Origin of the sequence: Syntrophotalea acetylenivorans (assembly GCF_001887775.1) — a bacterium.
GTDB lineage: Bacteria > Desulfobacterota > Desulfuromonadia > Desulfuromonadales > Syntrophotaleaceae > Syntrophotalea_A > Syntrophotalea_A acetylenivorans.
Map to the genome: position 1 here is coordinate 1,057,737 of NZ_CP015519.1, position 12,629 is coordinate 1,070,365.

A 12,629-nucleotide genomic window follows, 5' to 3' on the forward strand; every position below is an offset into this window, starting at 1 on the left:
AATTAGTCTTTAGTTAAATTTCAAACCAACAATGCGATCAAAAGCACGGGGTGGGGTTGTCACTTCCCTTGCAAATACTCCCTTGTCTCCAACCAGTACTACTTGTTTTTGCGCACTGGTAACCGCTGTATACAACCAAGAATTATCAATGACTCTGTTGTCACCCGTTTCTGCTACAGCTACTATTACACGTTCAAATTGTGAGTCCTGTATCTCATTACAGGTAATCGCATAGCCAAGGGAAATATTAGCGAGGTCGCTTTCGTGCACATTAACTAGCCTCCCTTCAAAATCAATCTTGGCAACGTACCGAACCTCAAGTCCGTCGTCTGTTATATCCCAAATATGACGTTCAAATATTTCTGTCACGATCCCGAGCATTCCGTCGAAGAGATCACGAGAATGATCACTCATCGAATGCCATAAAACTGGATCACCAACTGTGACCTCTTCACTACCGGTCAAGGCATTACAATTTTGCAAATTTAAAACTGGCGTTTCAAGACTTTGATATTCCCGTAATTCACGATGCTCCTTATGGAGTGCCTGGTTGAGGTGTTCACAAATACCGTTCGTCGCAGCTACAATTTGTACATCACCGTACTCTTTGCTCTCCCGGTAGACCCTCAAGATATTTTGAACGGTCGTTTCAACGCATGTACTTTCAAGAAAGCTGACCCCCACCTTCCGTTTTCTAAGCCCAACAAAGTTTTCGATTTCAGGAAATGTCAGAGATCGAATTGCATTGGCTACTTGGGGAATGCCTGTTTCTAACTCTGGTGGATGCATCGTTACTAATTCCACCTGAGGAATATGCATTACGCCTTCCATGGCATGAAATACTAGGCCAGGCCCCTTTGGAAAAAACCGATAACTATCTCCGATGAAGCATATGCGGACAGTTCTTGGAAGCTTTTTCAGAACTCGATAGGCAACTGCCACATCCAACGCGTTCGCTTCGTCAATAAACAACCACGCGTTTTGTGCAATTCCACCTTCATCAAGTTTTTTTAGAAACTTGCCAATACTGATTGGTTCAATTCCTGTAAGTTCTTGCCTTCTTTTCGTTGCGAGCCCAGTCAAAGCTAGAAAATAAATAGTTGCTCTATCCCCAATTTGGTCAAAGATCGCTTTTAAGATATGGGATTTGCAAACACCGAGCCCACCGAAAATACAACTTACGGGATTTTCAAGTACTGTCCGTACTGCCTTAAGTTGCTCGGAGTTTAACGGATAGCCAACGGTCTCTACAAATTTATTAAGACGATTTTCATCGAACTCTACTGTTAGGAGAGCCTGCCCCTTCTCTAACATTTTTGCTCGCTCAAGAATTTCTTTTTGGACGTGCTGTTCGACTACAAACGCCCACTCTAGTTGCACTAAGTCACGATCCTTCCATTCAACAATCCGATCCTGACAAGTCGTTAGTGCATCCTCAATCTGAACTGGCACTCCCAGAAGTTGTTCAATATCATTTTCTAGTGCATCCAACTGTACTGCTGTATGCCCATTGTCGTAATAGAAATAGCAAACCGTTTCCACCGCAGCAGCAATTCTACGCTTGTCATTTCCTAGTATCCCAATGGCATTGGCTAGCTGATCGACCTCTTTCCAGCTTTTAAAAGCAAGCAAACGGTATGGATCATCGGAAATTTTTTCAATAGCTTTCTTGCCCCAAAATCCAACAATCTTTTTTGCTAGTATTGGATTCGCATTGCAGCTTCTTAGCCATTCCATCACCCGAAACTCAAAGCAATATTCCTGCCACCCTTCAACCAACATCTCTACTATTGGGGCAGAAAGTAACCTGCCACCTTTGTAACTAATTGCTTCAACATTTCCCTGTTCAAGCACCTCTCCAAGCTGGTCTCCAAAAGCAAAATAAAGACTATCTGCGATTCTCGAGTTAATCCCTGGAAAGCGGTTATTAAGCGCGAGGAATAAAATGAGATTTCGCCCCATAGGCATTAGTCGATCACAATCATCAGCGACAAAAACTTCGTCAAAATAAGGATCTGGTATCAAACATCCCTTAATATCCCATACTTCACCAACTGCGGGCAGCACCGGCACCAGGTCACGTGTTGCTTTCACATAATATTTCAGGGCATCACTACCCGTGGATTTAACGCAAAAAACAACTTCTGATGGATTGTAACGTGGGATACTAACCACATACCCTTCTATATCATTTTGTTCTGAATACCCTTGTTCAAAACGTGCGTCGTACTCATCCGCCTTCTTTTTGGAAACTCCGTGTATGCTGCCATAGTCCCCCTTGGCACGTACCACATTGATATGGGCACCATACTTTGTCGCCAACTGATGATACGGGCGCAGCTCCCTTCGTATCACAAATGTATTGGCAACAACGACATCTTCTCCCTTAGCAAGCAACCGTTCGGTTTCCTGATGGCACCAGCGATGGGCTTCCCCTAGTTTAGATCCATCAAAGCGATATTCTCCATCCGGGCCGACGAAGTACTGGTCAGCTTCAACCAGTGTCCCCGGATACATTTTCGCCAAGGTGGTTTTCCCACTCCCAGGCTTCCCTCGTATCAAAGTCAGAGTTGCCATTGTTCTACGGCCTCAAAATTCGCCCAGCCCCAAGGAACCATTCTTCGATTTGGTATTGTTGTCTCGTTGCATTAACCTCAACTTTTAGAGCGTCAGCCTGGTTTGCGAGTTCTTGTATTTCTGGCATTAACGCCTTAGCGCCCTCCGTTTTATGATCAACACCCCTTTTTGTCCGAGAAACTTTTTCCAACCTATCATCCAGATAAGCTAGAGCCGCTTTTACTCCTTCATGATATTTTGCGTTCTTCCCAACGTTAAGAACATGGACCAGCGTTTGGTCCCGGTTTACTTTTCCGCGATTATTGAGTTTCACTTTCTTCAAAGGTACAGTTTTGGCGTACTCCCACACTAACTGCGCTCTCAACTTACCCCACTCTTTATCGGTTACCCCCCCTGGCCTTATCATCCCCCCTCCTCTACAGGACGCAACCCAAATTTTTCTGCAAATTGCTTTCGTAAACTTGATATTTCCACGTCTTTAGACGCAATTACAACAGTCATTCTCTTTACAGTCTCTTCATGTGCGGCCTTCGCCTCAGACAGCGCTCTTTCGAGATCCTTGACCTGTTTTTCCATTTTGGCCATTTTGTCCAGTGCTTCCACCACATAAGCACCCTCTTCTTGTGCAACTGCTTCCAAGTGACTTACTTCCGCCTTCAATTGCTTCAGCAAATCCTTTTGGTTTTCCTTCGCTAACTGGTCTGCCTCGGTCTTTTTGATCGCCTTAAACAGGGCTTTCGCTTTTGCATGTTCCGTCGGGCGACTCTTTAAGGAATCAGGCCCATGCGACGAAAACGCTCCGTGACGACTAATTATCTCGGATATATTGTGATCGCAGTTGCAATAGCGTTTTTCCTTGGAAGTATCAGTCGTCCACTTAGCGAACGCCAGCTCATTTTTTGGAACAAAATCGAGCTGTCGTGCTCCCGTTTCAGAGTCTCGAATCACTTCGCCATCCCGGTTACATTTCCACGGCAGGCCGTGTGCTACATACTCACGTAGCACTCGGAGTTTAAGATTAATATTTTCCGTAGCCTTAGCCTTAGATACCTCGAAAATTTTTAGCGCCGCCATGACTTACTCCTTATCCAATGCAGAGGCTAACTGCGCAAAGTTGCTAGCCAATAAACGCAAAAACTCCCGATTTTGATCCGCCAACTTCTTCTCCGCTTCAATCACTCTCTCAAGTAGTTGAAGTTCGGCCTTAGCGGCATGGCGCACTACCAAAGGCGTTCCATAATCTTCGATCTGCTCTCTCAACTCCTCCACTTGCTCTTTCAGTAAGCAAATGTTTGTCTCACCACTGTCATGGTGAATACAGCTTTGGCATTGGCTCGGTGATGCATCTTCAGTATGTCGAAAACCATCTTCTTCTCGATAACATTTAGACATCCGACGCGTTCTATCGTTATCGCCGTTATTACACCCGCCATGCTCATAAGCTGTTCGTTGATAACCCCGTCTTAGTAGGCTATCCCCAACAATCTCTGCTAGTTCAGTTAGGTCCTTTTCGTTGAAGTTCACTTTTTGAGAAAGCACTCTGTAGAGACGCAGAACGATTCTGGGCCAATGACCTCCGAGCCTTTCACCCTTAAGTATTTGAAGCACGTTTTCAAGAAAGGCTTCTCCTCGGACGTCCTCCAATTCCTCCATTTCGTTTATTGTATGTTCCTCCATTCGACTGCGATAAATTTTTTCGATTTTATCGGCATCTTCTCGCAATACTGGATCAGTGACATAAACCACCGTCATTCCAGGATCGAATTGCCGCAATTGGTGTTGAAGCGCCAAAAGTTTCGGATTGTCATACCGGTAAAAATATAGTAGTGCAAAAAATCTACGAAACGGGTGGGATCGATGGTCGAAGCGTAAATCCTTTACGCCAGCTCGCCGCAGGAAACCTTCTGAATTTGCATTATAACTATAACTTACCGGGTCTTTAGTAAAGGATGCTGGAGTAAGGACCCTGAACACAAACAGCTTGTCCTTTCTTGCTGTTTTAATATCAGATTCATAAGTCTTTTTATTTGCATACAGAGGCCTAAATATTTGGCTCAATTCTTCCATGACGCATACTGAATCTTTAACAAGATTATTAATATAGAAGATGCACCAATCTTTAACCGTTTTTTCGACGTAAATATCGCACAATCTTAGCTCAGGGTTTTCTTCATCATTCTTTATACAACCAAAATAAAAACCATACGGCAAAGTCCCTTGACCTATAACCTCATTGAGACGGCGTCCATGATTGGTCGCTATCATAATGAAACACGCGGTCATTGTATGGCGTATGAGTTCATCCACACATGGCGTGTCTTTTTCATTGTAAGCCTGAGACCTACGATCTAAAACTACCCCTTTAAATGGCAACCCATATTGTAAGCACAGTTCGCTAACACGCTCCTTCAGTGTTAGATCATTCGATAATTTTTCCCTTAACCATTTATCGCTGCATTCTTCGAGTTCACAAGTCAACTCCTCCAATCGTTGACGGTAAGCCTGAAGTATTGCCTGCACTCCCGGCCAATAATCGTAAATCCAAGCAAGCGACTCCTTAAAAAGTTTTATCGCATCATCCAACGTCAGATTCAGAGTTCTGCCAGAGTCAACTGTATTGCCTGCCACTTTTTTGGCAAGCTTATGAGCATTCGGGAAAGGCTTCACAACAGCTTGGTCAATCTCAGACGGAAGTTTGTACAATCTGTTTAACGCTTTGATGACAGAATAGGCCTCCATGTAACTAAGGGAATCTTTGGCCTTACCATCCGATTGCCGATGATTATTACTAAACTCACTACCATGAAACCTTAATAGTTCGGCACAAAACCATTCAGGGGCCTGGTTTCGATTTAGAGGAATCCCTAAAGTTTCTTCAAAAAACTTATCTCTTATTTTTACATATTTGTTACCACTTTCCTCCCATGAAGAACATACATCTTTTATATTAATATCACCTCGGTCTAGACTTTTGATAACCACACGCAATTCGGGTTCAATGTCAAACAATCCAGTCCAACCTTTGAAATTTTCAAAGTCAGTTAAAAAATCATCAAAATCAGAACGAGTCAAACTACTAACCCTGTAAACGCCCTTTTTCTGAAACATCCAAGAAAGAAAGCGCATCAGATGATTAAAGTTTTGCGTCATTTCAGAAGCTTTTTTGGTACTACTTCTAAAGGTATTATCTATGTCATTGAGATAAACCTTTGCCAATAGCGTTAAATGAGGAAAATGCGTAATCGGCAACAAGCCTTCGAATATGGAAAGAGGCCCACCGCACCTCAACATAATTTGGTCAAGATCCCAAATCTTAGTGTCTTCTTTTCGACGGTCTACTTTAACATCGATTACTACTTGATTCTCCGACCAATCACTGAGGTATCCCCTACTTTTTATACTTTCCAATAACTCCCGCTCGTCCTTTAATCCTGTTGCACATTCTACCAAGACCTCCTCTCTATATTTATCTTTCTGACTTTTATTTAAATTCCGAAAAATCTCTATATCTGGCACAGGCATAACAGGCTCCTTTTTATTGGTCCAACAGGAGGGAGTGCTTTGAGTTTTTTACACACTCTTGCATTGCGGCGCAAAAAAGCATTCGAGGCACATGATATAAAAGAAATCGCCTAGGATTGCTTGATTTCAATCTTGCCGCATGAGTTGCGTAGTATTTGGTCTGCCACTTTAGATGTTCGATTTCAGCCTTTCCCACCTCAAAGGTATGGGTACCTGCAGAAGCAATCCAATCATCGCAGATTGAATGCTTTTGTGCTTCGTTCTCACCTACTGGAAAAAGTAACCGGTCATCAATATCGGTAACGGTCATTCCACGACTCTCGACAGTCTCGACACCGTTTACTGCCCAGGTAATGGTGGCAGCAAGTTTATCTACGAACCGACGGATATTAGCCTCATTAATAATCCTAATAATATGTTGGTTGAGGTATCCTTTTGTCATGTCAATATCTCCATGACCCAGAGTCTCTTGAACGAGAAATGGATCATGTGTTTCTAAATATTGAATATTAGCTACCTGATCCCGCAATTGCTTTTTGCTAAAACCCTGCAAGCCATAAGATTGAATCAGATATCTTTTGTGTTGGCTATCTCCTCCTGTACTGAAAAGGTGTTTCTTTTTCCGTTTGATGCGGTGAACAAAAAGTGAAGGGTTATCTCTTTTCCACCACCGTTCGACATTTTTGTTATGATCAAGGAGGAGACTTATTACTTCGTGAAATCGGGGACTTTCCCTTTCAAACACTCGTTTAAAAAATACCTGGTTGTTTTTAGATTTAACGCTCTGAATCTCGAAACAGGCCCGGATTTCTGTAACATTTTCAGCAGTAATGGAAATAACAACATCAGGGTTCCAACCTGTATAAATCAAAAACAAAACTTCTGCTGCCTCTACTACAGGTGGGGGCATATAGTAGCTGACTAAAAACTGGTCTATAAGATCTACACCAAGCTTACTTAATTCAGGAGCAGGCGCCCGGTCAGTCTTTCCGCCCCGTCGTCCAGAGGAGAAAAGTCCATCATTATCCAACTCCCAAGCATTGAAGGCAATTGTGCTACCTTTTGAAAAAATTCGCTCATCGAAAGCTTTATATATATAAAAACCTTGTAAATGCAAAGTCGCCAATTTGTAGGTCAGCTTTTTTTCGAATGATGCACTCTCACCTGACCTACGAGCGATCTTATAATATTCATGTTTCCACAAATCCCAATCTTCTAAAGCTTCATTCCTTAACTTTTTATGCCTGCAAGCTGCTTCTTTGTATGCCTCAATACTCTCCCAACAGGCTTCTTCAATTAGGTTTAAATCACCTTTCATCGCCCCTAACACGTTGTCATGTAAAGTTTCTTCGTCCTCGTGTTGAGTCATGACTAAGCGTTGACTATTGAGAACTCCTTGTTTTTTGCACTCGGAATTGTTGCGCGATGGAAAACGAGTTTGAAAAAAAACATCGCAAACAACTTCGCCACTACCCAGGAAAATACCGGAACGGGAAATAAGCGTTCTCCAGTGTATAGACGCAGTGCTTTTATCTTTAATCGTGTCGACAGTTTCAATATGGTCCTCAATAAGATTGTATAAACGGCGAATGTCTTTTCCGCTAAGGTCCTCTATAGGAGCTCCAAGGATCTCCCTTCCCTCAGTGTGGTTACTGAGTGAAACCAACATCAAGCGAGTTTGATTGCTAATCGTTATGTCTAAGGGAAAAGAAGCGTCTATCAAAATTGCCTCAAAAAATCCCCCTCTCGCGATCCCCAGTTCGTCAAAGTCATATTGATGGGTATCGATTTTTTCATTACCTCTTCTTCGTTTTGTGGTCGGGACATTTGCAATATTTTTTCGCCAAGTGAGATTAGTCATTTTTTCACCCTATAAAATATTGGAAATTTTGGAGTTTTTTTGCTTATGTCAGTAAGTTGTTTTAGGGATTGTAGCATAAAACATCGTAATCACCATGCACAGCAATACGTTCTCCAGCCTGTACCGCTTGACTAAGGCGTGTAACCGCTACTTCCATGCCCGCCAGCAGCAAGGGGTCGGGCATGGCGGCCAAACGACAGGCCAGGTACTGACGTCCCTGATCAACATCCTCAACACCCCTCTGCTGCAGCAATGCTGCGACCAGGGGGCTGATCTGAAGTTTATCGGACAAGGTTTTGGTCAAAGAGACGTCGGCTTCACCGCGACTTTCCCAGAGATAGCGTAATATCGGAATCATAGAGATCCTATAAAAAACGGGCCGGGAATATTACATTCCGGCCCGCCTGGTTAAATCATGCAGTCGACCATCTAGCCGATGGATATGGTGATATCAAGCGCTAGCCTTGGCTTTGACACGGTTCCGGTAGTTTTGCCAGAAGATCAACAGAGGGCTGGCGACAAAAATCGAGGAGAAGGTACCGATGAGCACCCCGACGAGCAAGGCAAAGGCAAAGTTATGAATAACCCCGCCGCCAAAGATAAACAGAGCCAACACTACCATCAAAGTCGTGCCTGAAGTCAGTATTGTGCGAGACAAGGTCTCATTGATAGAGCGATTGATAAGGAATTCAAGCCCCTGCTTAGCGTGCTTACCCTGGTTTTCGCGAATCCGGTCATACACGATAATGGTATCATTGAGGGAATAACCGATGATGGCCAGAAAAGCGGCTATAATCGGCAGATCGATCTCTTTTCCCGAAAGGGAGAAAATCCCAAGGGTAATTACCACGTCGTGAAGCAAGGCTAGAATAGCTCCGACGGCAAAACGGAATTCGAAACGCCAGGTGACGTAAATGAGAATGCCAATCATTGCGTAAAAGATAGCCATCAAGCCCTTCTTACGCAGGTCCTTGCCGACTTGCGGTCCAACCATTTCGACCCGGCGAATTTCTGCCTGGTCGGCACCGTAGACCGCATCCAGTGCGCCACCGATAGTTTGGGACAACCCCTCTAACTTGGAACTGGACTCTTGAGCGCGCAGCAGGTACTCGTTAGGCTCATCGCCAAACTGCTGCACGGTCAAACCGCGCAAATCGAGGTCCTTCAGGGCAACCTTGATGTCCTTGGCAGTAGTCGCTTCGACAAACTTAACCTGCACCAGAGTACCGCCAGCAAAGTCGATGCCGTAGTTAGGACCGCCTTTGGCGATCAGCGACACAAGGCCGATGAGGATCAATGCTGCGGAGAAGATTACAGCCATACGCCGTTTACCGACGAAATCGAGATTGATATCCGGTTTGATTAACTCCATGCCGCCCTCCCTATATGCTCAGCCGCTTAACATCGTAGCGGGTCAAGAAGAAATCGAATACCAGTCTGGAAACAAAAATCGCGGTAAAGAGCGAAGCCAGGATACCCACTGACAAGGTCACGGCAAAGCCCTTGACCGGACCGGTGCCAAACTGGAAGAGCACAACGGCAGCAATCAGCGTTGTAACGTTGGCGTCGATGATGGTCCAGAATGCCTTGGCATAACCGGCTTCCAAAGCGGCTCGCGCGGTCTTGCCGATGCGTAACTCCTCGCGGATTCGCTCAAAAATCAGTACGTTGGCGTCTACCGCCATACCGATGGTCAGAACAATACCACCGATACCCGGCAGGGTCAGAGTCGCCTTGAACATACCGAGCATGGCCAGAACGAAGAATACGTTAAGGATCAGCGCCAGGTTCGCCACCACACCGGACAGTCGGTAGTAAAGGCCCATGGCCAACAGTACCGCCAGGGCGCCGATAAGAACCGAATTTCTACCACGGTTGATAGAATCGAGACCGAGAGAAGGACCGACGGTACGATCTTCAAGGATCTCAACCGGAGCCGGCAAAGAACCGGCCCGCAGTACGATGGCCAGATCGGTAGCTTCCTGTTCGGTAAAGGAGCCGCTGACCTGAGCACTGCCACCGGAAATTCGCTCGCGAATCACCGGTGCCGAATAGACCGTATCGTCAAGAACAATGGCCATGCGCTTACCGACATTGGCGGCGGTGATTTGGTCAAAACGCTTGGCTCCAACGGCGTTAAAGTCCATGGCTACGTAGGGATCATTAAAGCGGGGGTCGATACGCACCTGAGCGTCGGACAGCAGATCGCCGGTCATGACCGTCTTGTCTTTAACCACCAGCGGAATTTCACTGACTGTTCCACTGCGGGAATCCACCCGTCGCTCATAGAGCAGTTTGCTGCCAGCTGGAATATTGCCCTGCACCGCCTGCTGAGGGTCGACTTTTTCGTCAACCATCATAAATTCGAGACGAGCGGTCTTGCCGAGCAAAGCGATAGCCCGCTGAGGATCCTTGATCCCTGGCAACTGAATCAGGATTCGACCGCCACTCTGTAATTGCAGGGTCGGTTCGCTGACCCCAAACTGGTCCACTCGGTTACGCAGAGTCTCCAGGGCCTGGCGCACCGCATAATCCTTGATGCGAGTGACCTCTCTATCGCTGAGCCGATAATTTTTTTCGATGTAGCCGCCCTCGGTGGAGAGAGTCATCGCTTCGAGATCGGGGAAGTTTTCAGCCATGAGGCCATCAACCTGACCCCCGGCCTGCTCATCATAAACGGTCACCGTCAGGCGCTGACCGTTACGACGATCAACTCGCTTGAAGATCACATCCTGTTCCCGCAGCAACCCTTCGGACTGGTCGACGATCGTGTCGAGCCGGCTTTCCACCGCCTTTTCGGCATCAACCCCGAGCACCAGGTGCATGCCACCCTGCAAATCGAGACCGAGATGGATGGGATCGAAAGCATTCTGCCACCAGGATGGCAGACTTTCGTTGAAAAAAGTCGGCGCCAGAGAAATCAGCGATAGCAGGAAGCAGCCGAGGACGATCCCGCCCCGCACCTTGATGCTTTTGGACATGGCAGTACTAGCTCCTTTAGCAGATCGAATTATTGCTCTTTGGTGACCGAAGCGACGGAATTACGGGTAATCTTGATTTTAACCCCAGTAGCAATCTCAACGGTGAGGACACTTTCCTGAATAGCGGCCACTTTGGCGTAAATGCCACCAAGGGTAACAATCGAGTCACCGACCTTAAGTGCTTCGATCATTTCTTTCTGCTGTTTAGCCTTTTTTTGTTGGGGCCGAATAAGCAAAAAATAGAAAATGGCGAACATCAGCACCAGCATAATAATTCCCTGGTAAGGATTGTTGGCCTGCTGACCACCGGCTGCTCCGGCAAAAGCAAAAGCTTCTGATACCATGAATGACCTCCTTGAAGTTTACGTAAAAAAACCTTTTGAGAGCTCTGAAAGACCCGCCTGAAGCAGCTGCATGTCGCCTTTAAGCTGCGGATTCCGGCTGACGGCGTCGATAGAATTCCTGACGATACTCGGTGAAACGACCAGCGGCAATCGCGTCGCGCGCCCCAGCCATCAAACCAAGATAATAATGCAGATTATGCCGGGTGTGGAGCATCGCGGCAAGGATCTCGTTGTTTTGGTAGAGATGCCGCAAATAGGCCCGGCTGTAGTGACGGCAGACATAGCAGTCACAATCGGGGTCGATGGGCAATGGATCTTCGGCATAACGGGCCTGCTTGATGACCACCTTGCCAAAATTGGTGAAAAGCACCCCGTTACGCGCATTACGGGTCGGCATCACACAATCGAACATGTCGACCCCGCGCGCCACCCCTTCTATGAGATTTTCCGGCGTGCCGACCCCCATCACATAGCGGGGTTGATCGGCGGGCAATAAGGGCAGAGCAGCCTCCATCATATCGTACATGGCTGCCGCCTCTTCGCCGACGGACAGGCCACCGAGGGCATAACCGTCGAATCCTATCTCCTGCAATTCCTCGGCGCTTTGTTTCCGCAGATCGGCATACATGCCCCCTTGGACAATACCGAACAGAGCGGCTCCGTCGTCGCTACGGCGGGCCTCTTTGCATCGCCGGGCCCAACGCCCTGACAGGGCGGTGGAAGAAGCCACATAATCACGAGTCGACGGATAGGGAATACATTCGTCGAAGGCCATGATGATGTCGGCGCCGAGGGTTTCCTGAACGGCAATGGACAACTCCGGAGTCAACATATGGCTGGAGCCGTCGATATGCGACTGAAAACGTACCCCCTCTTCGGTAATCTTACGCAATTTACCGAGGCTGAAGACTTGAAATCCGCCACTGTCGGTGAGGATCGGTCGGTCCCAGTTCATAAACTGATGCAACCCACCGAGTCGCGCAACCAGTTCGTGCCCCGGACGCAAAAAAAGATGATAGGTATTGCCGAGAATGATCTCGGCCCCTTCTTCTTTGAGGGTTTCGGGCAACATGCCCTTAACCGTTCCGAGGGTACCCACGGGCATGAAGACCGGCGTTTCGATGGTACCTCGCCGGGTCTGGATCTGGCCGCGCCGGGCCTGACTGTGGGGGTCCGTATGTAAAAGGGTAAAACCGAATTGACTCACGCAAAAACCTTTTAATTTTTATAAGCCATCAAGGAGGCTGTCGGTCTTGATGAAATTTACCGGATGGCTAAGCAAAATTTTCGGCCTACAAGGCCTGGTGTTTTTTCGGGGGCGAAGGCATACATAAGTATCGAGGT

General features: G+C 46.7%; 10 protein-coding genes. All 10 read right to left on the reverse strand.

Annotation, left to right across the window (positions count from 1 at the left end):
• Positions 1-9: 9 nt before the first annotated feature.
• The 10 genes from A7E78_RS04850 to tgt all read right to left on the reverse strand — a co-directional run bounded on the left by A7E78_RS04850 (position 10) and on the right by tgt (position 12,492).
• Positions 10-2,577, reverse strand: coding sequence for an AAA family ATPase (locus A7E78_RS04850; RefSeq protein WP_072283173.1), 2,568 nt, complete (start codon positions 2,575-2,577; stop codon positions 10-12).
• A gap of 4 nt (positions 2,578-2,581) precedes the next feature.
• Complete coding sequence (locus A7E78_RS04855; RefSeq protein WP_072283174.1) at positions 2,582-2,983, reverse strand: hypothetical protein; 402 nt, start codon at positions 2,981-2,983, stop codon at positions 2,582-2,584.
• Positions 2,980-3,651 (reverse strand): hypothetical protein, encoded by a 672-nt coding sequence (locus tag A7E78_RS04860; protein ID WP_072283175.1) that lies wholly within the window; start codon positions 3,649-3,651, stop codon positions 2,980-2,982. Before A7E78_RS04860 ends, A7E78_RS04855 begins: the two co-directional genes overlap by 4 nt.
• Positions 3,652-3,654: 3 nt before the next feature.
• Entirely contained in the window at positions 3,655-6,099 is a 2,445-nt protein-coding gene (locus A7E78_RS04865; protein ID WP_072283176.1) for a hypothetical protein, read from the reverse strand.
• Positions 6,100-6,112: 13 nt separating this feature from the next.
• Positions 6,113-7,960: a hypothetical protein gene (locus A7E78_RS04870; protein ID WP_072283177.1), complete on the reverse strand. Its 1,848-nt coding sequence runs from the start codon at positions 7,958-7,960 to the stop codon at positions 6,113-6,115.
• A gap of 61 nt (positions 7,961-8,021) precedes the next feature.
• Positions 8,022-8,318, reverse strand: a complete 297-nt coding sequence (locus A7E78_RS04875) for a hypothetical protein (protein WP_072283178.1) — start codon at positions 8,316-8,318, stop codon at positions 8,022-8,024.
• 93 nt (positions 8,319-8,411) lie between these two features.
• Positions 8,412-9,332: a protein translocase subunit SecF gene (secF, locus tag A7E78_RS04880; protein WP_072283179.1), complete on the reverse strand. Its 921-nt coding sequence runs from the start codon at positions 9,330-9,332 to the stop codon at positions 8,412-8,414.
• 10 nt (positions 9,333-9,342) lie between these two features.
• Complete coding sequence (gene secD / locus A7E78_RS04885; protein ID WP_072283180.1) at positions 9,343-10,941, reverse strand: protein translocase subunit SecD; 1,599 nt, start codon at positions 10,939-10,941, stop codon at positions 9,343-9,345.
• Positions 10,942-10,970: 29 nt separating this feature from the next.
• Positions 10,971-11,285: a preprotein translocase subunit YajC gene (gene yajC / locus A7E78_RS04890; protein WP_072283181.1), complete on the reverse strand. Its 315-nt coding sequence runs from the start codon at positions 11,283-11,285 to the stop codon at positions 10,971-10,973.
• Positions 11,286-11,364: 79 nt separating this feature from the next.
• Positions 11,365-12,492, reverse strand: coding sequence for a tRNA guanosine(34) transglycosylase Tgt (gene tgt, locus A7E78_RS04895; RefSeq protein ID WP_072283182.1), 1,128 nt, complete (start codon positions 12,490-12,492; stop codon positions 11,365-11,367).
• Positions 12,493-12,629 lie beyond the last annotated feature (137 nt).